Origin of the sequence: Streptomyces huasconensis, from assembly GCF_021028635.1 — a bacterium.
Lineage (GTDB): Bacteria > Actinomycetota > Actinomycetes > Streptomycetales > Streptomycetaceae > Streptomyces > Streptomyces huasconensis.
In genome coordinates this window covers 5,304,963-5,328,164 of record NZ_CP086119.1, presented here as the reverse complement: position 1 = coordinate 5,328,164, position 23,202 = coordinate 5,304,963, and the positions used below count along the sequence as shown (strand labels likewise).

General features: G+C 71.6%; 25 protein-coding genes. 13 read left to right on the top strand and 12 right to left on the bottom strand.

Translation table 11 applies throughout. The features are described 5' to 3' along the window. Positions 1-121 precede the first annotated feature (121 nt). From J2N69_RS36540 to J2N69_RS24460, 3 genes are all read right to left on the bottom strand, one after another. Positions 122-214 carry an Ms4533A family Cys-rich leader peptide gene (locus J2N69_RS36540; protein WP_317850838.1) on the bottom strand — a complete coding sequence of 31 codons (93 nt, stop codon included), beginning with the start codon at positions 212-214 and terminating at the stop codon, positions 122-124. A gap of 82 nt (positions 215-296) precedes the next feature. Next, positions 297-1,796, bottom strand: coding sequence for a DUF3152 domain-containing protein (locus J2N69_RS24465; protein WP_230902643.1), 1,500 nt, complete (start codon positions 1,794-1,796; stop codon positions 297-299). A gap of 8 nt (positions 1,797-1,804) precedes the next feature. Beyond that, the gene (locus tag J2N69_RS24460) at positions 1,805-2,878 is read right to left on the bottom strand and encodes an alpha/beta fold hydrolase (RefSeq protein ID WP_230902642.1); all 1,074 of its coding nucleotides are present in this window, start codon (positions 2,876-2,878) and stop codon (positions 1,805-1,807) included. Positions 2,879-3,060: 182 nt separating this feature from the next. On the opposite strand from J2N69_RS24460, the gene J2N69_RS24455 reads away from it, so the two are divergent. The 4 genes from J2N69_RS24455 to J2N69_RS24440 all read left to right on the top strand — a co-directional run bounded on the left by J2N69_RS24455 (position 3,061) and on the right by J2N69_RS24440 (position 4,969). After that, positions 3,061-3,285 (top strand): hypothetical protein, encoded by a 225-nt coding sequence (locus J2N69_RS24455; protein WP_230902641.1) that lies wholly within the window; start codon positions 3,061-3,063, stop codon positions 3,283-3,285. A 182-nt stretch (positions 3,286-3,467) separates the two neighbouring features. Further along, positions 3,468-4,109 (top strand): TetR/AcrR family transcriptional regulator, encoded by a 642-nt coding sequence (locus J2N69_RS24450; protein ID WP_205040194.1) that lies wholly within the window; start codon positions 3,468-3,470, stop codon positions 4,107-4,109. Positions 4,110-4,252: 143 nt separating this feature from the next. After that, entirely contained in the window at positions 4,253-4,480 is a 228-nt protein-coding gene (locus J2N69_RS24445) for a DUF3107 domain-containing protein (protein WP_194138286.1), read from the top strand. A 219-nt stretch (positions 4,481-4,699) separates the two neighbouring features. Continuing rightward, complete coding sequence (locus tag J2N69_RS24440; protein ID WP_230902640.1) at positions 4,700-4,969, top strand: hypothetical protein; 270 nt, start codon at positions 4,700-4,702, stop codon at positions 4,967-4,969. A 56-nt stretch (positions 4,970-5,025) separates the two neighbouring features. Here J2N69_RS24440 and J2N69_RS24435 read toward each other — a convergent pair whose 3' ends face one another. Continuing rightward, the gene (locus tag J2N69_RS24435; RefSeq protein WP_230902639.1) at positions 5,026-5,784 is read right to left on the bottom strand and encodes a ferritin-like fold-containing protein; all 759 of its coding nucleotides are present in this window, start codon (positions 5,782-5,784) and stop codon (positions 5,026-5,028) included. A gap of 453 nt (positions 5,785-6,237) precedes the next feature. Between J2N69_RS24435 and J2N69_RS24430 the strand changes: the two genes are divergently transcribed. Together J2N69_RS24430 and J2N69_RS24425 are read left to right on the top strand one after the other, a co-directional pair. Beyond that, the gene (locus tag J2N69_RS24430) at positions 6,238-8,574 is read left to right on the top strand and encodes a DEAD/DEAH box helicase (protein ID WP_230902638.1); all 2,337 of its coding nucleotides are present in this window, start codon (positions 6,238-6,240) and stop codon (positions 8,572-8,574) included. Positions 8,575-8,836: 262 nt separating this feature from the next. Beyond that, complete coding sequence (locus J2N69_RS24425) at positions 8,837-9,736, top strand: alpha/beta fold hydrolase (protein ID WP_230902637.1); 900 nt, start codon at positions 8,837-8,839, stop codon at positions 9,734-9,736. Positions 9,737-9,739: 3 nt separating this feature from the next. On the opposite strand, the gene J2N69_RS24420 is transcribed toward J2N69_RS24425, so the two are convergent. Then, positions 9,740-10,672, bottom strand: a complete 933-nt coding sequence (locus J2N69_RS24420; RefSeq protein ID WP_230902636.1) for an NYN domain-containing protein — start codon at positions 10,670-10,672, stop codon at positions 9,740-9,742. A 238-nt stretch (positions 10,673-10,910) separates the two neighbouring features. Between J2N69_RS24420 and J2N69_RS24415 the strand changes: the two genes are divergently transcribed. Further along, on the top strand, positions 10,911-11,063 hold the full coding sequence (locus J2N69_RS24415; RefSeq protein WP_164551819.1) for a hypothetical protein: 153 nt from the start codon (positions 10,911-10,913) through the stop codon (positions 11,061-11,063). 94 nt (positions 11,064-11,157) lie between these two features. Here the strand turns inward: J2N69_RS24415 and J2N69_RS24410 are convergent, their stop codons facing one another. From J2N69_RS24410 to J2N69_RS24400, 3 genes are all read right to left on the bottom strand, one after another. Beyond that, positions 11,158-11,763, bottom strand: a complete 606-nt coding sequence (locus J2N69_RS24410; RefSeq protein WP_230904854.1) for a MarC family protein — start codon at positions 11,761-11,763, stop codon at positions 11,158-11,160. 136 nt (positions 11,764-11,899) lie between these two features. Next, positions 11,900-12,778: a PHP domain-containing protein gene (locus J2N69_RS24405; protein ID WP_230902635.1), complete on the bottom strand. Its 879-nt coding sequence runs from the start codon at positions 12,776-12,778 to the stop codon at positions 11,900-11,902. 116 nt (positions 12,779-12,894) lie between these two features. Then, positions 12,895-13,536 carry a DUF6758 family protein gene (locus J2N69_RS24400; protein WP_127912410.1) on the bottom strand — a complete coding sequence of 214 codons (642 nt, stop codon included), beginning with the start codon at positions 13,534-13,536 and terminating at the stop codon, positions 12,895-12,897. Positions 13,537-13,690: 154 nt separating this feature from the next. Here J2N69_RS24400 and J2N69_RS24395 point away from each other — a divergent pair, with 154 nt between their 5' ends. Further along, positions 13,691-14,959, top strand: coding sequence for an MFS transporter (locus J2N69_RS24395; protein WP_230902634.1), 1,269 nt, complete (start codon positions 13,691-13,693; stop codon positions 14,957-14,959). A gap of 18 nt (positions 14,960-14,977) precedes the next feature. Here J2N69_RS24395 and J2N69_RS24390 read toward each other — a convergent pair whose 3' ends face one another. Continuing rightward, positions 14,978-15,562: a suppressor of fused domain protein gene (locus J2N69_RS24390; RefSeq protein ID WP_127912412.1), complete on the bottom strand. Its 585-nt coding sequence runs from the start codon at positions 15,560-15,562 to the stop codon at positions 14,978-14,980. 529 nt (positions 15,563-16,091) lie between these two features. Between J2N69_RS24390 and J2N69_RS24385 the strand changes: the two genes are divergently transcribed. Continuing rightward, positions 16,092-17,237 (top strand): magnesium and cobalt transport protein CorA, encoded by a 1,146-nt coding sequence (locus tag J2N69_RS24385; protein WP_127912413.1) that lies wholly within the window; start codon positions 16,092-16,094, stop codon positions 17,235-17,237. Positions 17,238-17,260: 23 nt separating this feature from the next. Continuing rightward, positions 17,261-17,773 (top strand): hypothetical protein, encoded by a 513-nt coding sequence (locus J2N69_RS24380; protein WP_230902633.1) that lies wholly within the window; start codon positions 17,261-17,263, stop codon positions 17,771-17,773. A gap of 29 nt (positions 17,774-17,802) precedes the next feature. Here the strand turns inward: J2N69_RS24380 and J2N69_RS24375 are convergent, their stop codons facing one another. Next, the gene (locus J2N69_RS24375) at positions 17,803-18,528 is read right to left on the bottom strand and encodes a hypothetical protein (RefSeq protein WP_230904853.1); all 726 of its coding nucleotides are present in this window, start codon (positions 18,526-18,528) and stop codon (positions 17,803-17,805) included. A gap of 246 nt (positions 18,529-18,774) precedes the next feature. Between J2N69_RS24375 and J2N69_RS24370 the strand changes: the two genes are divergently transcribed. The 3 genes from J2N69_RS24370 to J2N69_RS24360 are packed head-to-tail and all read left to right on the top strand — an operon-like array spanning position 18,775 to position 21,759. After that, complete coding sequence (locus J2N69_RS24370; RefSeq protein ID WP_230902632.1) at positions 18,775-20,055, top strand: magnesium transporter MgtE N-terminal domain-containing protein; 1,281 nt, start codon at positions 18,775-18,777, stop codon at positions 20,053-20,055. After that, the gene (locus J2N69_RS24365) at positions 20,042-20,581 is read left to right on the top strand and encodes a DUF1003 domain-containing protein (RefSeq protein ID WP_127912417.1); all 540 of its coding nucleotides are present in this window, start codon (positions 20,042-20,044) and stop codon (positions 20,579-20,581) included. Before J2N69_RS24370 ends, J2N69_RS24365 begins: the two co-directional genes overlap by 14 nt. A 44-nt stretch (positions 20,582-20,625) precedes the next feature. Beyond that, positions 20,626-21,759 (top strand): Mrp/NBP35 family ATP-binding protein, encoded by a 1,134-nt coding sequence (locus J2N69_RS24360; RefSeq protein ID WP_230902631.1) that lies wholly within the window; start codon positions 20,626-20,628, stop codon positions 21,757-21,759. Positions 21,760-21,853: 94 nt separating this feature from the next. On the opposite strand, the gene J2N69_RS24355 is transcribed toward J2N69_RS24360, so the two are convergent. After that, positions 21,854-22,522, bottom strand: coding sequence for a hypothetical protein (locus J2N69_RS24355; RefSeq protein ID WP_230902630.1), 669 nt, complete (start codon positions 22,520-22,522; stop codon positions 21,854-21,856). Between the two features lie 120 nt (positions 22,523-22,642). Further along, a complete protein-coding gene (locus J2N69_RS24350; protein WP_230902629.1) occupies positions 22,643-23,104 on the bottom strand; it encodes a sec-independent translocase in 462 nt (153 codons plus the stop codon). Positions 23,105-23,202: the final 98 nt, after the last annotated feature.

Here is a 23,202-nt window from a genome sequence, read left to right as displayed (position 1 = left end):
GAGGGTGCGGAGAGAAAAGCGGCACAGAGCCGTGCGACGGAACCAGAGCGGAAGAGACCGCGGGAACCGCTTCAGCGCGACGGAGCCGCGGGAAAAAGCGACGCACTCGCCGGGGCGGGCGTCAGCAACAGTGGATGTCGGCCACGCAGAGCGCGGTCACGCCGAGAAGCGCCAGCTCGATGGCGGCGCTCGAAGGGGCGTGACGGTTCGACATGCGCAGAAATATGAACGAACTTCCGACAGATGTCAAAGCGGCCGCTTCACCGGTCACCGGCCCCCGGCCCGCCCGCCATGTCTCAACCCTCGGGATACGCCCAGGGGTTGGCCTTGCACTTGATCCCGTCATGATTGAGGAACTTGGTCTGCTGCTGCATGACCGGCGCGAGCTGGCCGTCCTCCGTGCAGTCCGTGTGATTGAAACCGAGCCGGTGCCCGACCTCGTGGTTGATCAGCATCTGGCGGTAGGGGAAAATGGCGCTGCCGTACTTCTTCTTGACCGCGTCGCCATAGGTCTTGGCGCCCTGCGCCCACCGGAAAGCATTGATCATCACGCGTTCCGTCGCGGCGGAATCGCACGAGACATTGTCCTCGGTCGTGTCGAGGCCGGATTTCGCGCACCATGCCGCGGTGGTCCCGGGACTCGCCAGCGTGATGACGAAATCGGGCTTTCCCGACGAGATCCGCTCGAAGGCGCGGCCCCCGTCGTGGGCCCAACTCCGGTCGTCGTTCAGGGTTTTCTGCACGGCCTGCGCGAAGAGGGAGCCGTCCAGACCGAGCCCCCTCTCGACGTCGACGCGATAACGGTAGAGCTGCCCCTTTCCGGGCGCCTTGTCGAATCCGGGAACGACCTCGAAGTCGCCGGATGCCGTGAGTTCGGCGTCCAGCGGGTATTTCCTGGCCATTTTCTGCTCGTACGTCACCGGGGCCGCTTCCGGTCCCTTGACGGGCCCCTTGGGCGGCGGCGGCCGCTCGTCGGAGCGCGAGGCGGGGTCCTCGGTGTCGCGCGCGCCACCGCCGGGGGCGGCCTGGGGGCGGGCGTCGGAGCCGTCGGAGGTGCCGGTGACCTGGCCCGCCACGACGACCGCGAGCACGACGGTCACGGCGGCGGCCGCGACGCCGGTGAGCGTGCGGGCCCGCCGGCCCTTCCCGGCATCTCGCTCGGCGCCGCTGTCGCTGTCGGCCGCGGCGTCGGCCCGGGGCGCGGGGGTGTCGTTCCATGCGGTGACCGAGGCGTACGGGTCGGGGGACGGCGGCAGCGGCGCGCTCGAACCGGCAGCGTCCGGCCCGGCAGCCTCGGGGTCGGCAGGCTCCGGGGCGGCGGCCTTCGGGTCGGCAGCCTCTGGGGCAGCAGCCTTCGGGTCGCCCTCGGGGAAGGCCTCCACGTAGTCCTGGCGGGGCCCTGACCGCGCCCGCCGACGGCGGGGCGGCCGCGGCAACCCGCCCTGACCGGCACCGGCGCCCGAGCCCGCGCCGCCAGCGACGGCCTCGCCCCAGCCACCGCCGGGCTCGCGCTGCTCAGGGTGCCCACCGCGCACCTGGGCGTCGGCGGGGGACTCCGCCGATTGCGGGGTGCCGTGAGCGGGAGTGCCGTCACCCGGGGACAGCCGCCTGCGACGCCCTGTGCCCGGGCCGGGCTGCGCGTTGGACCGAGCACCCGACTGCGCGCTGGACCGAGCACCCGGCTGCGCGCCGGGCGCACCGCCCGCACCCGCCTCGGCGCCCCGCGCCTGCGGAGTACCCGCGATGTTCGTGTCCTCAGAGTTGGCTGCCGGGCCTCGGCGGCTGTGTCGTCCCACGCGCCGCCTCAGCTCCCCGAACCCGTACGGGCGTCACTCGTACGGGCGTCACGCGTGTCACCGGCATCCCCGGAGGCACCATCAGCCTCGGCGGTGCGGCTCCCCCGGGCACTCCGGACCCCGTCCAGCTCCCCCACGTCGTGGAGCAGTTCGCGGAAGGCCGTGGCCACGCTGTGCGGGTCCTCCATCATCGCCACGTGCCCCACCTCGGTCAGGGTGAGCAGCCGCGAGTCGCGGAACGCCGCGGCCGCCTTGTGCGCCATGCGGTACGAGACGAGGAGGTCGCGCGCGCCGTAGACCAGGAGGGTCGGCGCGAGCACCCGCTCGGCCTGCCGCCAGAGCCCGTGCTGTCCGCCCAGTGTGTACGCGTCCACGACCCCGCGCGCCGAGCGTGCCATCGCGTCCCAGAAGTAGGGGAGCTGAAGCCGGCGCTCCATCTCGCGGACCGCCGCGCTGAAACCTTCCGGCGTGACCTTGGCCGGGTCGCCGTAACAGAGCCCCATGACGCCCCGCACCCGCTGCTCGGCGGTCCAGTCCCTGGTGAGCCGCGTGAAGAGCGCGGCGACCCCCGGCACCGCGAGCAGTCCGGTCGGCACCGCCGTGCGCTGCACCCGCAGCTCGGGCAGGGCGGGCGAGACCAGCGTCAGCGTGCGGACGAGGTCGGGCCGCACCGCGGCGACGCGCGTGGTGATGGCGCCGCCCAGCGAGTTCCCGACGAGGTGGACGGGGCCCCGGGCCCGGGCGTCGAGGTAGCGGATGACCGCGCGGGCGTGCCCGGTGATCGAGTAGTTCCCGTCGTCCGGTGGCGGCGAGTCGCCGAACCCCGGCAGGTCGATGGCCTCGCAGTCGACGACGTCCTCGAGCAGCGGCATGAGGGCCGACCAGTTCTGGGAGGAGCCGCCGAGCCCGTGCACGAACAGCGCGGGCGGGAGTCCGGCGCGGACCGAGGGCCGCGAGCGCACGGTCAGCGTGAGCCCCGGCAGGCCGACCGAGCCGAGCCGCTCACCCTCCGCGACCGCGACGGCACCGGGCTTGGGCGCGGCGGTGGCGGCCAGCAGGTTCGGCAGCTCGGTCGAAGACATGCGGCAATGTTACGAGACGATCACGCGCAGGCTCGCGTGTTCGCCGTCACAGATGGCCCGCGGGCCGCGCCCGGATCGCGTAGCGCCACATCCGGGACTCTCCTACGCTCATAGAAAGCGGGCGAAGAGGGCACTCGCACCACGAAGTGCCGTCAGTACCGCAAGGGAAGAGAGAGCCACACATGAGTGTCGACCCGACCGACCCCGAGACCTTCGAGCCGGACGAGGACGTGAGCACGGCCGAGACGGACGTGGAGGCCCCGGAGGCCGACGCCGCCGAGCAGCAGGCCGATCTCACCCCGAGCAGGGACGACTCACTGCGGGACGCCGATCCCAACGCCGCCAGCGAGGCGGACCTCGCCGAACAGGCCCGTGTGGTCGATCTCGACGAGGACGACTACCGCTGAGCCGTCCCGGGAGCGACGGCCGGGCACGACCTGACCGTGTTTGCTCCGCTACACACCGCCGCGAAGCGGTTTCGCGGCGTCCGGTCCGTGAAATTCTGCGCCCGCACCGCACACATCGCTGTTACCGAAAAGTACGATGGCGGCGCGGCGCTCACCGCACATCGGACGATTTGGGAGGCGGCGTGACAGCCATCGAGCAGACAGAGGCGGCACGCCCGCGGGGCACACGCCTGCCGCGTCGTGCCCGACGCAATCAACTTCTCGGCGCGGCCCAGGAAGTTTTCGTCGCACAGGGTTACCACGCGGCAGCGATGGACGACATCGCCGAGCGCGCCGGGGTCAGCAAGCCGGTGCTCTACCAGCACTTCCCCGGCAAGCTCGACCTCTACCTGGCCCTGCTCGACCAGCACTGCGAGTCGCTGCTCCAGTCGGTGCGTACCGCTCTCGCGTCCACCACGGACAACAAGCTGCGCGTCGCGGCCACGATGGACGCCTACTTCGCGTACGTGGAGAACGAGGGCGGCGCCTTCCGGCTGGTCTTCGAGTCGGACCTGACGAACGAGGCCGCGGTCCGCGAGCGCGTGGACCGCGTCACCCTCCAGTGCGCGGAGGCGATCTGCGAGGTCATCGCCGAGGACACCGGCCTGCCGCGCGACGAGGCGATGCTGCTGGCCGTGGGTCTCGGCGGGTACTCACAGGTGGTCGCCCGCTACTGGCTGGCCAGCGGCAGCACGGTCCCGCGCGACAAGGCGGTGGAACTGCTCACCTCGCTCGCCTGGCGCGGCATCGCGGGTTTCCCGCTGCACGGCACCGAGGGCCACTGACCGACCTCTCGTCCCTTTGTTCCCGTTCCGTGTTCGCTACCGGCGTGCACGGCGGCGGCCGTCCGTGTCCCCTCACCGGGCTAATGTGTGCTGGGTACGGCGCGGACGGCCGCGCACAGACTGACCGTCGGAGGGACAAAGCCGTGGAGGTCAAGATCGGCGTGCAGTACGCGCCCCGCGAGATCGTGCTGGAGAGCGGCCAGAGCGCCGAGGAAATCGAGCACGCGGTGTCCGAGGCGCTGACCGGCAAGTCGCCGCTGCTGAGCCTCGTGGACGACCACGGCCGCAAGGTCCTGGTTCCGGCCGACCGCCTGGCGTACGTGGAGCTCGGCGAGCCCACGGCGCGCAAGGTGGGCTTCAGCGCCCTGTAGTACGCGCCGCTCAGGACGCGCGTACGAATGACGCGCATACGGATACGGCCCGGTGGTTCTCGCAACCACCGGGCCGTACTTGTGCGTTGGCGTGCTCCACGGAGGGGCGTGGCGCGGGGGTGACAGCGGGGCCGCCGGATCATGGAGGGTTGCGTTCCGGCTGCCGGGGGTAGACCGGCTACGACCGATTTGCACCTGGCCGCGAAGGAGGGCACCACCGTGATTCTGGAAGCACTCGGCTCCACCTTGCTGGGCCTCGCGCTGGCCTGGGCCGCGGCCCACCGGCTGGCACACCGGCTGCCCACGCGCAGCCTCGTCCTGTCGACGGGCCCCGCCGGCGCCCTCATCGGCGCCTTCATCACTCACATGGCACTGGGCCCCGGCTATGCCCCCGCGGTGATGCTGGGAGCGGTCACCGTCTCGGTGGCCCTGCTGTCCCTGCTGCTGCGCCCGACCCGATCCGGAATGCGCCGCTCAGCGACGGCGTGACCGGAGCGCGCGGCAGCGCCCCGCACGGAGTGCGGGGTACTGCCCGGCATGGCGCCTCAGGCCGCCAGCCCCAACGCGGCCATCCGCTTGGTGTGCGCCTCGGTGATCCGGGAGAACATCCGCCCGACCTCGGCCAGGTCGAACCCGTCGGCCACACCCCCGACCAGCATGGTCGACAGCGCGTCCCGGTCCGCGACCACCCGCTGCGACTGCGAGAGCGCCTCGCCCATCAGCCGCCGTGCCCACAGCGCGAGCCGGCCGCCGACGCGCGGGTCCGCCTCGATCGCCGCCCGTACCTTCTCCACGGCGAAGCTCGCGTGCCCGGTGTCGTCGAGGACGGCGAGGACCAGCTCGCGCGTGTCGGCGTCGAGCCGGGCCGCCACCTCGCGGTAGAAGTCACTGGCGATGGAGTCCCCGACGTACGCCTTGACGAGGCCCTCCAGCCAGTCGGATGGCGCGGTCTGCCGGTGGAAACCGTCCAGCGCCGCCACAAAGGGCTCCATGGCCTCGGTCGGCTCCGCGCCGATCGCCGAGAGCCGGTCCCGCAACTGCTCGAAATGGTGGAACTCCGCCGACGCCATCTTCGCCAGCTCCGCCTTGTCGCCGAGGGTCGGCGCCAGCTTCGCGTCCTCCGCGAGCCTCTCGAACGCCGCCAGCTCCCCGTAGGCGAGCGCGCCGAGCAGGTCGACGACCGCGGCGCGGTAGTGGGGCTCGGCGGAAGCCTTCGCCCAGTCCTGGGCGGCGACTCCGGTGACTTCGGCGGGGGACTCGGGGGCGGATTCGGCGGGGGTGTCAGGCGTCTCCATGAAGCGCACAATAGCCCGCCTGCCGTAAGCCGTAAGGCCCTGGTCAGTCAGTGTGACAACATCCATGTGACGAATTCGCCGGACACGCATGCGCGATTCCGGGGTACAGTGGTAAAGCGCCTGCCGAATATTCGACGGGCCGTACGAATGAGGATGCCCGGTCGGTGGCCCGATCGGCTCCGACCCGACAGCCCTCCGGGCGGTACGCGCAGATGCGTGCGGCATGAGGAGGGAACCTCAGCGGTAAGAGCGCTCGAGCGCAGGCAGTGGTCCCGCGCCCCCGGCCCGCCCCCCAGCAGCCGGCGGTAGTGGCACGGTCACGACCCCCAGCGTTCGCCTCACGCCGCGTCTCACAGAAGAGGCATAGCCCTGACTACGACTTTCCGAGAGCTCGGGATTCTTCCCGAGACAGCCGAAGCCCTTGAAGCCGTCGGCATCATCACCCCCTTCCCCATCCAGGAGATGACGCTCCCCGTCGCCCTTTCGGGCAAGGACGTCATCGGCCAGGCGAAGACCGGCACCGGCAAGACGCTCGGTTTCGGACTCCCGCTCCTGGAGCGCGTGATCGTCCCCGCCGACGTCGAGGCGGGCCGCGCGAAGCCCGAGCAGCTGACCGAGGCACCGCAGGCCCTCATCGTGGTTCCCACGCGTGAGCTGTGCCAGCAGGTGACGAACGACCTCCTGACCGCCGGTAAGGCGCGCAATGTCCGCGTCCTCGCCATATACGGCGGCCGTGCCTACGAACCGCAGGTCGAGGCCCTCAAGAAGGGCATCGACATCGTCGTCGGCACCCCCGGCCGGCTGCTCGACCTGGCGGGCCAGCGCAAGCTCGACCTCAAGCACGTCAAGTGCCTGGTCCTCGACGAGGCCGACGAGATGCTCGACCTGGGCTTCCTGCCCGACGTCGAGAAGATCATCAACATGCTGCCGGCCAAGCGCCAGACCATGCTGTTCTCGGCGACCATGCCGGGCGCGGTCATCGGCCTCGCCCGCCGCTACATGTCGCAGCCCACGCACATCCGCGCCACCGCGCCGGACGACGAGGGCCAGACCGTCGCCAACACGAAGCAGTTCGTGTACCGCGCGCACAACATGGACAAGCCCGAGATGGTCTCGCGCATCCTGCAGGCCGAGGGCCGCGGACTCGCGATGATCTTCTGCCGTACGAAGCGGACCGCCGCCGACATCGCCGAGCAGCTGGAGAAGCGCGGGTTCGCCTCGGGCGCCGTCCACGGTGACCTCGGCCAGGGCGCCCGCGAGCAGGCCCTGCGCGCGTTCCGCAACGGCAAGGTGGACGTGCTCGTCTGCACGGACGTCGCCGCGCGCGGCATCGACGTCGGTGGCGTCACACACGTCATCAACTACCAGTCGCCCGAGGACGAGAAGACGTACCTGCACCGCATCGGCCGCACCGGCCGCGCGGGCGCCAAGGGCATCGCGATCACGTTGGTCGACTGGGACGACATCCCGCGCTGGCAGCTGATCAACAAGGCGCTGGACCTGGGCTTCAACGACCCGGTCGAGACGTACTCCAGCTCCCCGCACCTGTACGAGGAGCTGAACATCCCGGCGGGCACCAAGGGTGTGCTGCCGCGTGCCGAGCGGACCCGTGCGGGTCTGGGCGCGGAGGAGATCGAGGACCTCGGCGAGACCGGCGGGCGTGGCCGTGGCGGCCGCGGCGGCCGCTCGCAGGAGCGTGACGGCGACCGCAATCGTGGCCGTGACCGCGACCGGTCCCGTTCCGCTTCGGGTCCGGACTCCGCACCGGCCGAGCAGGAGCGCCCCGCGCGTACGCCGCGACGCCGTCGCCGCACGCGTGCCGGTTCCCCCCTGGACACCGCGGCCCAGGCATCGGTGGCCACGGCCACTGCGCCGGTGGTCGAGGAGACCGCGCCGGTGACCGCCGAGCCGACGGAGGCGCGCACCCCGCGTCGCCGCCGCCGCACGCGTGGTGGCGCCACCGCCGAAGCGGTGACCGCCACCGAGCCGACGGCCACGGAACCGCAGGCCCCGGCCGCGGAACCGGTGGCCGCCGCCGAAGCGCCCGCCGCCGAGAAGCCGAAGCGGCGTACGCGCAAGGCCGCGGAGACGGTGACCGAAGCTGCCGCTGAGGCCCCCGCCGAGGAGAAGCCGAAGCGGCGTACGCGCAAGGCTGCCGAACCGGTGACCGAAGCCGCCGCTGAGGCCCCCGCCGAGGAAAAGCCGAAGCGGCGTACCCGCAAGGCCGCCGAACCGGTGACCGACGCCGCCACTGAGGCCCCCGCCGAGGAAAAGCCGAAGCGGCGTACGCGCAAGGCCGCCGAACCGGTGACCGACGCCGCCACTGAGGCCCCCGCCGAGGAAAAGCCGAAGCGACGTACCCGCAAGGCCGCCGAGCCCGTGGCCGACGCCGAAGCCCCCGCCGAGGAGAAGCCCAAGCGCCGCACGCGCAAGGCCGCCGAGCCGGTGACCGACGCCGAAGCCCCGGTCGAGGAGAAGCCCAAGCGCCGCGCCCGCAAGGCCGCCGAGCCCGTGGCCGACGCCGAAGCCCCGGCCGAGGTGAAGCCCAAGCGCCGCACCCGCAAGGCTGCCGAGCCCGTGGCCGACGCCGAAGCCCCCGCCGAGGAAAAGCCCAAGCGCCGCACCCGCAAGACCGCCGAGGCCGAGATCCCCGCGCAGTCGACGGAGGAGCCGAAGCGCCGTACGCGCAAGGCCGCCGCCGCGCCGGTCGCGGACGTGGCCGAGGCCGAGGCGCCTGTCGCGGCCCCGCGCCGCCGTACGCGCAAGAAGGCGGAGCCCGCGCAGGCCACGGAGAGCTGACCCTCCGCCCTTCCCGCACCACTGAAGGCCCGCCCCGCGCCAGGGGCGGGCCTTCGCGCGTGTCCGAGCACCCGCCCGCACGGCCATCCGGCCGCTAAGCAGAACAGGGCCACGCCCACTCATCCCCTCCGGGGCGCCGGGCGGGTCGGTGGGGCAGCCCGCCGCGCGGCGGCGGAAACGGCCACCGAGACCCCGGGCACCGCCGAACCGGGCCCGAGAACCCGCGCAAGGCCCACCGGCCAGAACCCGTTAGCCTCGCCTCATGAGCAGGCCTCCCACCTTCACGCCGCCCCCGTGCGCGACCGCCCGCGTGCTCCACACCGCCCGCGGCGACTTCGCCGTACTCGACGCGCTGCCGCCCGAGGGCACCCGGGTCCGCGGAACCGCCCTCCTGCTCCCCGGCTTCACCGGCAGCAAGGAGGACTTCATCGCCCTCCTGGAACCCCTGGCCACCGCCGGCTACCGCGCCGTGGCCGTGGACGGCAGGGGCCAGTACGAGTCGCCGGGCCCGGACGACCAAGCGGCGTACGCCCAGGCGGAGTTGGCCCGCGACGTACTGGCGCAGACGGCGGCCCTGGCGGAGCCGGCACTGCCGCACCTCGTCGGCCACTCCCTCGGCGGCCAGATCGCCCGCGCCGCCGTGCTCCTGGACCCCGCGGCCTTCGCCTCGCTCACGCTGATGTCCTCGGGCCCCGCCGCCATCACCCCGTCCCAGCAGGCCCGCGCCAAGATGCTGGCGGACGCCCTCGCGGTGCTGTCGATGGAGGAGGTGTGGCAGGCCATGCAGGCCATGGAGCCGCCGCCCCCGGAAGACACCGACACCGGCGGCGCCCGCGCGGACGGCGGCGACGACAGCGCGGCCCTGCGCACCCGCTGGCTGCGGCACAACCCCGCTCAGCTCATCGCGACCGGCGGGCAGCTCTCCGCGGAGCCGGACCGCGTGGCGGAACTCGCCGCCACCGCGCTGCCCAAGCACGTCGTCTCGGGCGAGCGCGACGACACCTGGCCGGTGCCGCTCCTGGACGACATGGCACGCCGCCTGCGCGCCCACCGCACGGTGATCGACGGCGCCGAGCACTCCCCCAACACGGACCGCCCGAAGGAGACGGCCGCCGCCCTGGCCGGCTTCTGGGACGGTCTCGGCGGACGCCGGGACGGCTGAGGTTCAGTACTGCGTCCGCAGGTGGTCCCAGAAGCCGTCCCGCAGCGCCCTGCGCAGATCGGACTGGCCCCGCAGCGAGTACTGGAGCATCCGCTCGGCCTCCACCAGCAGTTCCTGGTCCACCGACCCGGGCAGGTAGGGGTGCCCGGGCAGCAGCCCCACCAGCGCCTCCCGCCCCCGCGCCGCGAGCCACTTCGCGGCGATCTGGGCGCCGACGAAGCGGACGTCCTCGCGGGTGGGGCGCTGCGCGTCGGGCCCCGCCTCGTACGCCGTGGTGGCGGCGCGCCGGGACACGTACGGCTTGAAGAAGTCGAGGTCGAAGGTGCGCTGGCTGTCGACCTCCCACAGCAGCGGCTCCGCCTGGTTGCGGCCGTCGGGTGCCTCGATGCCCCACAGGTGCACCCGCGCGCCGTACCCCTGCGCCGCCTCGACCGCCGAGACCAGGTCCTCGTCGCCGCCGATGAGCGCCGCGTCGCTGATGGCGCGGTGCCGGGCCAGTGACTCCAGGTCGCTGCGGATGAGGGAGTCGACACCCTTCTGCTGGTTGTTGGCGTTGAGGTTGCCGAGCCTGACCTTCACGTCGGGCAGCTCGGCGATCGACTGCTGCTCGGTGGTGTGGATGCGGCGCCTGGCCCCGTCGTACCAGTAGACGCGCAGCAGCCGGCTGTCCGCGAAGATCGTGCGGGCCTTGTCGATGAGCGCCTCGATGAGGCCCTCGGCGTCGAGGTCGAAGGACCGCCGGTCCTCGGTGCCCGCGGCGAGCCGTCCCGCGGCCGCGTACAGGTACCCGGCGTCGACGAAGATCGCGTGGGTGGACGGGGTCTTCGCCACCTCCGCGAGCACGCGCTCCAGCAGCCCGTTGGCGCGCTCCAGCTGAGCGCTGATGTGGGCGGCGACACCGTGGTCGGCGGCGCCGTCTTCGTCGGCGTTGTTCATAGGGGTCCCAGTCTCCCGCTGGTCACACAGCGAACACAACCGGTGCCGCTACCGCCCAGTAATTAGGTACTCGAAAAATTTCCTTAGCGTAGGGAATGTTTGCAGGGGGCAACTCGTTGTACCCATCAGGAACGCGGGGCACAGGAGCCACGCAACCGACACTTCATGGCCGGGAAACAGCCTGGCCATCTTCAGTAGTTCTCCTTCAGGAGGATGACCAGACGAAGGGAGAAGCCTCATGCGCTTCGAAATCATGCGACTCGATGACGTCGACGGCAACGCCGTGGACAGCACCGTCGTGGACGCCGCCTCCGTCAATCGGATCGTGCAGCAGGCCGCAGCGATAGGCCAGCGCATCTACATCCGACCGGCCGACTCCTCGGCCTCATAGCGCAGACGTCGCAGGGCCCCGTACGAAAGCCGTACGGGGCCCTTCGTGCGTCCGCGCGCGGCACCGCACCCGGAAGTGCGGGAACCCGGGGACCTCAGGCCCCCTCGATCACCTGCAGCACGCCGTTGATGATCTGCTGGACCGCGATCGCGGAGAGCATCATGCCCGCGAGCCGCGTCACGAGCACCACGCCGCCGTCCTTGATGACGCGGATGATCAGCAGCGAGTACCGCATCACCAGCCACAGCACCACGTGCATCGCCACGATCGCCGACCACACGGAGATCTGCGTGCCGACGCTGTCGGCGTCCTGGACGGCGAGGATCACCGAGACGATCGCGCCGGGCCCGGCCAGCAGCGGCATGCCGAGCGGGACCAGCGCGACGTTGACGTCCTTGGTCTGCTTCGGCTCGTCCGTCTTGCCGGTGAGCAGGTCGAGCGCGATGAGCAGCAGCAGAAGGCCGCCCGCGATCATCAGCGCGGGGACGGACACGTGGAGGTAGTCGAGGATCTGATGGCCCACGAGACCGAAGACGGCGATCACGCCGAAGGCGACGCAGACGGCCTGGAAGGCCATCCGCTGCTGCACCTTGGCGGGCCGGCCCGCGGTGAGACCGAGGAAGATCGGCGTGATCCCGGGCGGGTCCATGATCACGAAGAGGGTGAGGAAGAGGGAGCCGAAGACGGCGACGTCGAACACAGTGATGGCCTTGCAGAGAGTCGTACGAAGGAGCCGCACCGGCGGCCACCGCGCGCAGGGCACGGCCGCCACCGGCCCGGAACGAGGGAACAGTGGAGCGAAAGGCGAGGAAGGGGTGCGCGTCGGCGCGAGGGCGTTACGCGGCCGGGCTCGCGCTGCCGCTTCCGCCCGCCCCGGGCACGGGGAACGCCCCGGTGGCCCGGCGCGTGATCTCCCCGTAGATCTCGGGGTCGGTGGTGAACTCGCCGAGCACGCAGGTCTTGCGGCTGCCGTGGTAGTCGCTGGAGCCGGTGACCAGCAGGCCGAGGTCCGCGGCGAGACCGTGCAGCCGGGCGCGCGTCTCGGGCGCGTGGTCCATGTGGTCGGCCTCGATGCCGTCGAGCCCGGCGGCGGCGAGCTCCGCCATCGCGTTCTCGGGCACCAGCCGGCCGCGCTTGGCGGCGGCGGGGTGCGCGAAGACGGTGACGCCGCCGGCCGCCTTGACCAGGCGGATCGCGTCGAAGGGGTCCAGCTCGTGCTTCTCGGCGTACGCGCGGCCGCCGTCGGCGAGCCACTCGGGCGTGAAGGCGTCGGAGACGGTGGGCACGACACCCAGCTCGACGAGCGCCTCGGCGATGTGCGGGCGGCCGACCGAGCCGTCCCCGGCGATCCGCGCGACCTGCTCCCAGGTCACGTCCACGCCGAGCCCCTGGAGCTTGCCGATCATCGTCTTGGCGCGCGGCACCCGGTCGTCGCGCACCAGCTCGCGCTCGCGGGCCAGCTCGGGCTCCTCGGGGTCGAAGAGGTACGCCAGCATGTGCAGCCCCACGCCGTCGAGGCGGCAGGAGAGTTCGGCGCCCGTGACGAGCGTCAGTCCGGAGGGGAGCGCGGCGATCGCTTCGGCGTACCCGCGTGTCGTGTCGTGGTCGGTCAGCGCGACGACGTCGAGACCGGCGGCCGACGCGTTCCGCACCAGCTCGGCCGGGGTGTCCGTGCCGTCGGAGGCGGTGGAGTGAGTGTGCAGATCGATGCGCACGCGGCTGACTCCAGGCTCTGAACGGGGCGGACGAAGGGACGCTCACGGATGACGAAGGGGACGCTCAAGGATAACGGGAATCGAACAGCCCCCCGCCCGCCCGGAGGAGGCGTCGCTCACGGCGTGAGCAGCCGCGGCGAGAGCGCCCCGCACGGCAGCAGGTCCACCTCGGCGCCCGCGTCCCGAAGGTCGGTGAGCACCAGTTCGTCGTACATCAGCAGTCCCGACTGCTCGGGCCACGCGATGGCCCACAGCCACAGACCCCGCGCCTCGCCCGCGAAGACGGCGCGGTCGTCCGGCGTCCCCGAGACGTGCCACAGCGGCGTGGGCCGCCCGGCGGCGTGGACCTTGGCGTGCGCCGGCTGATCCACGCTCATGTAGGGGCCGGGGTCGGGGCCGTCGATGCCCGCGTACCGCGCGCCGAGGCCTACGCCCAGCTCTTCGGCGACCAGGACCAGTTCGCCGACGCCGCCGAGCGGTGCGGGGCCCGAACAGGCCACCGCGGTCGCGCGACCGCCGCTCCTGTCGTCGCCCGCGCACGCCACACCCGTGAACAGCCAGCCGACCGGCAGGGGCCACGGCATCCACACCGGGACCTGCGCGCGGTGCACCACGACCTGGAGGGCCTCGACGCTGGGCGGGATCACGGGCTGCAGCGGATGCACGGTGCCGTGCACATCGCACTGCCAGGAGTCGGCAAAGAGACCGGGAGCCCTGACCCGGCCACCACACTTCGGGCAACTGGGTTCGCCCCTCATAACGACCAACGGTCCTCTTCGGTCGCCGCCCCGTCAAGGACGATCACCCGTCCGGTGGCCCCATCACCCGGGGAATTTAGATGTAGCTTGCACTCTTTAGCCTCTCTAACTTAATATATGCATACACCAGCGAAGTCTGCGAAGGAGCGGCCGCATGAACGACAGCAGGACAGGAGGCCCCGCGGGAGGGCCCGCCGAAGGGGACCCGTTCGACGCCGGGGCGGGTGGCATCCTGCGGCAACCGAAGGCGGTGTGGGCCACGGCCGGCGCCTCCGTCGTCGCCTTCATGGGCATCGGGCTCGTCGACCCGATCCTGCCCTCCATCGCCGAGGGCCTGGACGCGAGCGCGGGCCAGGTCTCCCTCCTCTTCACCTCGTACTTCCTGATCACGGCCCTCGCCATGCTGGTGACCGGCTTCGTCTCCAGCCGCATCGGCGGCAAGAAGACACTGCTCCTGGGCCTCGCGGTCGTCGTGGTCTTCGCGGGCCTGTCCGGCACGTCTGGGTCGGTCGGTGAACTCGTCGGGTTCCGCGCGGGCTGGGGCCTCGGCAACGCCCTCTTCGTCTCGACCGCCCTCGCCGTCATCGTCGGCGCGGCGGCCGGGGGCAGCGCGGCCGCGATCCTGCTGTACGAATCGGCGCTCGGCCTCGGCATGGCCTGCGGCCCCCTGGTCGGCGCGCTGCTCGGCGACGCCAGCTGGCGCTACCCGTTCTTCGGCACCGCCGTGCTGATGGCGATCGGCTTCCTCTGCATCACCGCGTTCCTGAAGGAACAGCCGAAGCCCGCCCGGAAGACGTCGCTGCTCGACCCGCTCAGGGCCCTCGGCCACGGCGGGCTCGCCTCGGCGGCGGCCTCGGCCTTCTTCTACAACTACACGTTCTTCACCGTGCTGGCGTTCACGCCGTTCGTGCTGGACATGACCCCGTACAAGTCGGGCGCCGTCTTCTTCGCCTGGGGTGTGCTGCTCGCGGTCTTCTCGGTGCTCGTCGCGCCCCGGCTCCAGGAACGGTTCGGGTCCCTGAAGGTGCTCGGCGGCTCGCTGGTGCTGCTCGCCGCGGACGTGCTGGTGCTCGGGTACGGCAACCACACCACGGCCATCGTCTGCACGATCCTGTCCGGCGCCTTCATCGGCGTGAACAACACCGTCTACACCGAGCTGGCCCTCGGCGTCTCCGACGCGCCGCGACCGGTGGCCAGCGCCGGCTACAACTTCGTCCGGTGGTTCGCCGCGGCCGCCGCGCCCTTCTTCGCGCCGAAGATCGAGGAGTGGAGCGACATCCATGTCCCGTTCGTCGTCGCGGCCGTCACCGCGGTGCTCGGCGCGGTCGTGGTCTTGGTGCGCCGCGCCTCCCTCACCCACGAGGCCGAGGAGCTGGAGCCGAAGCACGCCGCGGAGGACGGCGTCGGCGTCTTCGCCGACTGAGGCCGCGCGTGCGGTCGTTCAGGCCAGGGAGACGGACGTGCGCAGGGGATCGCGCAGGTCCGTCCCGCCGTTCAGCCAGCGCTCCTGGAGGGCCGCGGCGCCGTGCACCCGCTTCCAGGCCGCCTCGTTCGGCGTCATCGGCAGCAGCGGCAGGAACCGTACGGGGTCCATCGGGGCGTCCAGGTCCAGGTCCTCCACGAGGCCGCCGGGCTCGGCGACCAGGACCGAGGTGAACGGCGCCCCCGGCCACAGCGGCTCACCCACGTCCAGCGAGGCGCCGGGCGCCACGACCAGACCCTCGACCTGTGGCGAGGCCGCCAGCACCGCCAAGGGCCGCAGCACCTTGTCCGTGTCGGCGAGTCCCGCCCGTACGGAGAGCACCAGTTCGGCCCGTGGACCCTTGACGGGGTCGGCGAGAGCGGCCGTCGGGTCGGTCATCGGCTGGCCGGACATGCCGAGTGTGGCGTAGCGCACGACGTCGCCGTCCGTGAACCGCAGCACTTCGATCCGGTCGGTGCCGAGGAAGGTCACCGCGGCACGCGCGTCCGGTTCTCCGAGGCCAGTGCGGAGACGGGCCTCGACCAGCGCAAGAAGATCAGCCATGACGTGAGCATAGAACTCGCCGACGAGAGCATAGAACTCGTCAGTGAAAGGCAAAGCGGGGACTTGACACTGCGGTCGGCTGATAGTGTTGGCCGCTGGCCCAGGGCAGCACGCAGAAGCGTCGCTTTCAAGCCCTGCGGACAGACACTGACTTTGCGCCACGGGCGCAGAGGGCGCATGGGACTTCCCTTACGGGGGACCGGCCGGAGGAGGTGGGGCTGCAATGGACCGAAGTCGACCGTGCAGTACCACCCGCTCTTCCGCCCGGTGAATCACGCAGCTCGGTAGCTGCACAAGCACAGGCGCGCGCCGCATGCACCGCATGCGCTCGTCGTGCCGGGTGCGACGGAAGAGCACTTCGTTTCCACCTGATCTGTCTGAGTTCCCTGATCTGTGTCAGTAGCGAAGCTGCCACCGCGACGGTGCGGTGCTCCCCGCTTTGTGGACGTGCCAAACATTCCGCAGCAGGACGTCCCCATTCCGGGCAGTTCCACCCGTCGTAGGCCGCCTCCCTCGAAGGAGCCTGCCCATGTCGATGATCCGCGACCTTCGTGCCGCCGTCCGCCCCTCCCTGCGCAAGGACGGCGCCTCCCCCTACTCCGCCACGGCGTCGTCATCGTCCGCGTACGCCTACGACGCGACCCGTGAGGCCGCCTCCGCCGTCGTCGACTGCGCCGTCTACCAGGACGGGCGGCGCGTGACCTGCGCCGACACCCTCACCCCGCACGAGGCGATGCTGGAGGTCCGCCGCCAGGGCGGCTTCGCCTGGATCGGCCTGCACGAGCCGACCGAGGCCGAATTCGCCGGTATCGCCGCCGAGTTCGGGCTGCACCCGCTCGCCGTGGAGGACGCCGTCCACGCGCACCAGCGGCCCAAGCTGGAGCGCTACGACGACACGCTGTTCACCGTCTTCAAGACCATCCACTACGTCGAGCACGAGGAACTCACCGCCACCAGCGAGGTCGTGGAGACCGGCGAGGTGATGTGCTTCACCGGCCGGGACTTCTTCATCACCGTCCGGCACGGCGGCCACGGCTCGCTGCGCGCGCTGCGCCGCCGCCTCCAGGAGGACCCGGAGCTGCTCGCCAAGGGCCCCTCCGCCGTCCTGCACACCATCGCCGACCACGTCGTCGACGGCTACCTCGCGGTCGCCGACGCGATGCAGGACGACATCGACGAGGTCGAGACCGAGGTGTTCTCCGCCCCGAGCAAGGGCAAGGGGACCGCGCGCGGTGTCGACGCCGGGCGCATCTACCAGCTCAAGCGCGAGGTCCTGGAGTTCAAGCGGGCCGTCGCGCCGCTACTGCGCCCGATGCAGCTGCTCAGTGAGCGGCCCATGCGGCTCATCGACCCCGACATCCAGAAGTACTTCCGTGACGTCGCCGACCACCTGACGCGCGTCCAGGAGCAGGTCGTCGGCTTCGACGAGCTGCTCAACTCGATTCTCCAGGCCAACCTCGCGCAGGCCGCCGTCGCCCAGAACGAGGACATGCGCAAGATCACCTCGTGGGCGGCGATCATCGCCGTACCGACGGCGGTCTGCGGGGTCTACGGCATGAACTTCGACCACATGCCCGAGCTGCACTGGCGGTTCGGCTACCCGATGGTGCTCGCTCTCATCGGCGGCGTCTGCTTCGCGATCCACCGGACGCTCAAGCGCAACGGCTGGCTGTGAGCGCCCACCGATAGGCTGCCGCCATGACTGCTGACCCGCTGCTCGGCCGTGCCCTCGTCGAGGAGGCCACCAAGAAGTCCGGCCTCATCTGGGTGCGCGGCCAGGGATCGCCCGAGCGGGCGCTCTGGCACGTCTGGCACGAGGGCGCCGCCTGCCTCGTCGGGGACGGGCCCGGCGAGCAGCCGCTGCCGGGGCTCGTCGACGGCGGGCTCGCCGAGGTGACCGTACGGAGCAAGGACAAGGGCGGCCGGGTCATCGCCTGGACGGCGCAGGTGCGGGAGCTGGCGGCCCGCTCCGAGGCCTGGGAGGCGGCGGTCGCCGAGCTGAAGGGGAAACGGCTCAACGCGGTCGACGCCGAGCGGATGGCCGAGCGGTGGGCCTCGGAGTGCCGAGTCGTGCGGCTCGCTCCGCGTGAGGCGGTGACGGAGCTGCCCTCGGGGTCCCTCGCGGCGGTTCCGCTGCCCACGGAGGCCACCACGCGGCAGGCGGTGCCCGCGGGGCTTCCCCGGCTGCTGTTCAAACGCAAGCGGCGCTGAAACTGACCCCCTCCGGGGTCCGCTTCCGGCTACGACGTCGGGAGCTGCTTGCCGTAGTCGACCATCTCGGTCTTCTCCGGTTCCTGGAGGGGGAAGTCCTTGTTCCAGTCGGTGAGTTCGAGCGTGCCCGCGTGGCCGCCGCGGTCCAGGCGCAGGGGGTACGGCTTCCCGTCCAGGGAGACGCTCAGCGTGCCGCCCGCGCCCTCGTCGCCGGTGATCTTGATGGTGCGTACGCCGCCCGCCTTGCCCCGCTCGCCCTTGGCCAGTGCGCCGTGGAGGGTGAGCATGCCGTCCAGGAGCACGTCCTTGTCCGTGAAGCCGCTGAGCTGCTCGTAGGCGGGGTCGCCCGCGGGGACCTTCACGTACTTGCCGTCGAGCTTGGCCGCCGCCGCCTCGTCCGCCTTCCGGGGTGCCCCGCCGTCCTTGCCGCTGTCATGGGTCCAGAACCGCGAGTCGGCCTTCAGGAACAGCTGTTCGCCCACCCGCAGCAGCTGGAACGTCTGCCCCTTGGACGTGACGGAACCGGTGCCGCCCTCCCCCTTGAGGCGCATGTCGAGGGTGTAGGTGTGCCCCTTGCTCACCACCGTGCCGGAGAGCCGCACCGCCGACGCCGCCTCCGCCACCGCGGTCGACTTGCGCTGGATCTTCGGCGCGGAGAGCTTCCCGACGCCGTTCGTGCCCGCGTCCGGGTCCTCGGCGGCGCCGCCGCCGCAGCCGGTCAGGCCCGTGACCGCCGCGACCACACCCACGCACATCGCACTCACGAACGCTGCCCTACGGGCGCGGCTGGCCAGGGGAAGTACGGTCACAGGTGGCGCTGCCTCTCGTACGGACGACCTCACGGCTTCGGCAGTACGGCAGCGTACCCGGGCCGGCGCGGCGGAGCGGAGCCAGTCCGTCCGGACCCTCCGCCGGGGCGTATCCGACCGGGACGGGCTAGCCTGAAGCCCGTATTGCCGGACAGAACGGCAGGAATCACCTAGCGAGAAGGAGGCGCGCGCATGGCGGCAGGCGCCCCCCGGGTCTTCGTCTCGCACCTCTCCGGCATCCCCGTCTTCGACCCGAACGGTGACCAGGTCGGGCGGGTGCGCGACCTGGTGACGATACTGCGCGTCGGCCGCAAGCCCCCGCGGCTGCTCGGCCTCGTCGTCGAGCTGGCCACCCGGCGCCGCATCTTCCTGCCCATGACCCGCGTCACCGGCATCGAGTCGGGCCAGGTCATCACCACCGGCGTGCTGAACGTACGGCGCTTCGAACAGCGGCCCACCGAGCGGCTGGTCCTCGGCGAGATGCTCGACCGCCGGGTCCACCTGGTGGAGACCGGCGAGGAGGTCACCGTCCTCGACGTGTCGGTGCGGCAGCTGCCGGCCCGCCGCGACTGGGAGATCGACCGGGTCTTCGTCCGCAAGGGGAAGGGCGGCACGTTCCGGCGCAAGGGCGAGACGCTCACCGTCGACTGGTCCGCCGTCGACGGCTTCTCCCTGGAGGAGCACGGGCAGGGCGCGGAGAACCTGCTGGCCACCTTCGAACAGCTGCGCCCCGCCGACCTCGCCAACGTGCTGCACCACCTGTCGCCCAAGCGGCGGGCCGAGGTGGCCGCCGCCCTCGACGACGACCGGCTCGCCGACGTCCTCGAAGAGCTGCCCGAGGACGACCAGATCGAGATCCTCGGCAAGCTCAAGGAGGAACGCGCCGCCGACGTCCTGGAGGCCATGGACCCCGACGACGCCGCCGACCTCCTCGCCGAGCTGCCCGAGGACGACAAGGAGCGCCTGCTCACCCTGATGCAGCCGGCCGACGCGGCCGACGTGCGGCGCCTGATGGCCTACGAGGAGCGCACGGCCGGCGGTCTGATGACGACCGAGCCGATCGTGCTGCGCCCCGACGCGACGGTCGCCGACGCCCTCGCCCGCGTCCGCAAGGAGGACCTCTCCCCCGCGCTCGCCGCCCAGGTGTACGTGTGCCGGCCGCCCGACGAGACACCGACCGGCAAGTACCTGGGCACCGTGCACTTCCAGCGGCTGCTGCGCGACCCGCCGTACACGCTCGTCGGCTCGATCCTCGACGATGACCTGCAACCCCTCGCCCCGGGCGCCACGCTGCCCACCGTCGCCGGGTTCTTCGCGGCGTACGACATGGTGGCCGCGCCCGTCGTCGACGAGGGCGGCGCGCTGCTCGGCGCGGTCACCGTGGACGACGTACTGGACCACATGCTGCCCGACGACTGGCGGGAGACGGAGTTCCATCTGGAGGAGGAGGGAGCGGACCATGGCGGCGGCTGACCGGGAGCGCGAGAACCGCGCCGAGCCCCGGAGCCACCGGTTCCGCCTCGACCAGCCGCGCACCCCGCGGCCCAAACTGCTGCCCGACTACGACCCGGAGGCGTTCGGACGGCTCTCGGAGCGGATCGCGCGGTTCCTGGGCACCGGCAGGTTCATCGTCTGGATGACGGTCGTCATCATCCTGTGGGTGGTGTGGAACGTCTCGGCCCCGGCCCACCTGCGCTTCGACGAGTACCCGTTCATCTTCCTCACGCTGATGCTCTCCCTCCAGGCGTCGTACGCCGCTCCGCTGATCCTCCTCGCGCAGAACCGCCAGGACGACCGCGACCGCGTCAACCTCGAACAGGACCGCAAACAGAACGAGCGGTCGATCGCGGACACCGAATACCTCACCCGGGAGATCGCCTCGCTGCGCATGGGCCTCGGCGAGGTGGCCACCCGCGACTGGATGCGCTCCGAGCTCCAGGACCTGGTCAAGGAGCTGGAGGAGCAGCGGCACGGGCAGCGTGACGCAGGCGACCGCTGACGGCCCTTCCCCGGGCGGGGTTACCGCGCCGTACTATCGGGTCTATGGCTACGGAAGACGCGGTGCGTGAAGCACTGGCGACGGTGAACGACCCCGAGATCCAGCGACCCATCACCGAGTTGGGGATGGTCAAATCGGTGGACATCGGCGCCGACGGGACGGTGGCGGTCACCGTGTACCTGACGGTCTCCGGCTGCCCGATGCGCGAGACGATCATCGAGAACGTCACCGACGCGGTCGGCGCCGTCGAGGGCGTCACGCGCGTCGACGTCACCCTCGACGTGATGAGCGACGAGCAGCGCAAGGAGCTGGCCGCCGCGCTGCGCGGCACCACGGCCGAGCGCGAGGTGCCCTTCGCCAAGCCGGGCTCCCTCACCCGCGTCTACGCGGTCGCGTCCGGCAAGGGCGGCGTCGGCAAGTCCTCGGTGACGGTGAACCTCGCGGCCGCGATGGCGGCGGACGGCCTGAAGGTCGGCGTCGTGGACGCGGACATCTACGGCCACTCCGTGCCGCGCATGCTGGGCGCCGACGGCAAGCCCACCCAGGTCGAGAACATGATCATGCCGCCGTCGGCACATGGCGTGAAGGTCATCTCCATCGGCATGTTCACGCCGGGCAACGCCCCGGTGGTGTGGCGCGGCCCGATGCTGCACCGCGCCCTCCAGCAGTTCCTCGCGGACGTCTTCTGGGGCGACCTCGACGTGCTGCTCCTCGACCTGCCGCCGGGCACCGGCGACATCGCGATCTCCGTGGCGCAGCTGGTGCCGAACGCCGAGATCCTCGTCGTGACGACGCCTCAGCAGGCGGCGGCCGAGGTCGCCGAGCGAGCCGGTTCCATCGCCGTACAGACCCACCAGAAGATCGTGGGCGTCGTCGAGAACATGTCGGGGCTGCCCTGCCCGCACTGCGACGAGATGGTCGACGTGTTCGGCACGGGCGGCGGCCAGAAGGTCGCCGAGGGCCTCACGAAGACGACGGGCGCCACGGTGCCGGTCCTCGGCTCCATCCCGATCGACGTCCGCCTGCGCGAGGGCGGCGACGAGGGCAAGCCGGTCGTCCTGACGGACCCGGAGTCCCCCGCCGGTTCGGCGCTGCGCACCATCGCGGGCAAGCTGGGCGGCCGCCAGCGCGGCCTGTCGGGCATGTCGCTGGGGATCACCCCCCGCAACAAGTTCTGAGCCCGCTCCCGTAGGGGCGCCCCCCGTCAGGGGCGCGGGGAACTGCGCGACCAGCCACGACCGGCGCGCAGCCGACCACGCGCCCCGCGGGGCGTCAGGCGTACGCCCCGATGTCCTGGATGACGGCGAAGCCGAGTCCGTACGCGCTCATGCCGCGCCCGTACGCCCCCAGGTGGACGCCCTGCTCCGTGGAGCCGGCGAGGACCCACCCGTACTCCGACTCGCGGTAGTGGAAGCGCGTCGGCACCCCGTCCACCGGCAGCGAGAGCGTCGACCAGTCGGAGCCCTCCAGGTCGTCCGCGAGGACCCACGCCGTCTCCGTCTGCTGGTCCAGCCAGTCGTCGCGCAGGCTGTGGTCCATCTGGCCCGGCCAGGTGTAGGACAGCAGGCCGACGCCGGCGAGCCAGGCCGCCGAGGAGACCGAGGTGGCCTCCAGCAGGCCGGTGCCGTCCGCGCTGCGCCGCACGGGGTTGGCCGCGACGGTCACCACCACCGCGAAGCGCTCCTTGTCGCTGTTGCCGAGGCTGCCCTCGGCGCGGACCGACGGCTCGTCGCCGTGGCCGATCGACCCGTGCTCCACGGAACCGTCCGCCGTCGCGCCGACCTGCATCAGCCAGCGCTGCCCCGTGAAGGCCTCGTCCAGGCCGTACCAGGGGAAGGGCGCCAGCAGGTAGCCGTCGACCGTGCGCCGGGCGGAGGGCACCGCTTGTGCGGTGCCGTCCGCGGCCGGCGCCTGCGCGCCTACGCGACTTGTCGTCTCCATGTACCCGGCCGCCTCCTCGCTCTCGTCTGCCCGGAGCGGCCCGCCCCCCTCGGGCGTCCTCACGCCGGACAACAAGGCAGGATAGCCACACCGGTCGGCGGCGGCGGTTCAGGCGATCCCTTAGGTGGCGTCCGCGTCGAACGGCGGACGGTCGGCGGAGTCGAGCGTCCGGGGCTCGGGGGACTTCTTCCGCATGTCCACGCGGGCCCCTGCCGAGGAGGTGGCGGCGGCTCCCGAAGAGGTGTCGGAGAAGTCGCTGTCGCGGCCGTGGACGGCGTCCGCGACCTCGTTCATCTCCTTCTTCAGGTCGAAGCCGTTGCGGATCTCCTTGAGCCCCAGCTCGTCGTTGTCGAGCTGTTTGCGGATGAACTTCTTGGGGTTCAGGTCCTCGAACTCGAAGTCCTTGAACTCCGGGCCCAGCTCCTCGCGGATGTCCGCCTTCGCGCTGTCCGAGAACTCGCGGATCTTGCGGATCGTGCGGGAGATGTCCTGGATGACCTTCGGCAGCTTGTCGGGGCCGAAGATGAGCACGGCGAGGACGACCAGCGTCACTATCTCGAGTGCGCCAATGTCATTGAACACCTAGAGCTCCTTGCGATGTCCTCAGCCCGCAACAGGTCGTCGTCCGAGGTCTGGACCGTGACCACGGTACCCGCCGCTCATGTCTGTCCGGTAGCCGC

Coding starts and splice junctions, on each gene's coding strand:
- J2N69_RS36540 (WP_317850838.1), bottom strand. CDS start 214: ATGTCGAACCGTCACGCCCCTTCGAGCGCCGCCATCGAGCTGGCGCTT.
- J2N69_RS24460 (WP_230902642.1), bottom strand. CDS start 2,878: ATGTCTTCGACCGAGCTGCCGAACCTGCTGGCCGCCACCGCCGCGCCC.
- J2N69_RS24455 (WP_230902641.1), top strand. CDS start 3,061: ATGAGTGTCGACCCGACCGACCCCGAGACCTTCGAGCCGGACGAGGAC.
- J2N69_RS24430 (WP_230902638.1), top strand. CDS start 6,238: ATGACGCTCCCCGTCGCCCTTTCGGGCAAGGACGTCATCGGCCAGGCG.
- J2N69_RS24425 (WP_230902637.1), top strand. CDS start 8,837: ATGAGCAGGCCTCCCACCTTCACGCCGCCCCCGTGCGCGACCGCCCGC.
- J2N69_RS24420 (WP_230902636.1), bottom strand. CDS start 10,672: ATGAACAACGCCGACGAAGACGGCGCCGCCGACCACGGTGTCGCCGCC.
- J2N69_RS24415 (WP_164551819.1), top strand. CDS start 10,911: ATGCGCTTCGAAATCATGCGACTCGATGACGTCGACGGCAACGCCGTG.
- J2N69_RS24400 (WP_127912410.1), bottom strand. CDS start 13,536: ATGAGGGGCGAACCCAGTTGCCCGAAGTGTGGTGGCCGGGTCAGGGCT.
- J2N69_RS24395 (WP_230902634.1), top strand. CDS start 13,691: ATGAACGACAGCAGGACAGGAGGCCCCGCGGGAGGGCCCGCCGAAGGG.
- J2N69_RS24390 (WP_127912412.1), bottom strand. CDS start 15,562: ATGGCTGATCTTCTTGCGCTGGTCGAGGCCCGTCTCCGCACTGGCCTC.
- J2N69_RS24385 (WP_127912413.1), top strand. CDS start 16,092: ATGTCGATGATCCGCGACCTTCGTGCCGCCGTCCGCCCCTCCCTGCGC.
- J2N69_RS24380 (WP_230902633.1), top strand. CDS start 17,261: ATGACTGCTGACCCGCTGCTCGGCCGTGCCCTCGTCGAGGAGGCCACC.
- J2N69_RS24375 (WP_230904853.1), bottom strand. CDS start 18,528: ATGTGCGTGGGTGTGGTCGCGGCGGTCACGGGCCTGACCGGCTGCGGC.
- J2N69_RS24370 (WP_230902632.1), top strand. CDS start 18,775: ATGGCGGCAGGCGCCCCCCGGGTCTTCGTCTCGCACCTCTCCGGCATC.
- J2N69_RS24365 (WP_127912417.1), top strand. CDS start 20,042: ATGGCGGCGGCTGACCGGGAGCGCGAGAACCGCGCCGAGCCCCGGAGC.
- J2N69_RS24360 (WP_230902631.1), top strand. CDS start 20,626: ATGGCTACGGAAGACGCGGTGCGTGAAGCACTGGCGACGGTGAACGAC.
- J2N69_RS24355 (WP_230902630.1), bottom strand. CDS start 22,522: ATGGAGACGACAAGTCGCGTAGGCGCGCAGGCGCCGGCCGCGGACGGC.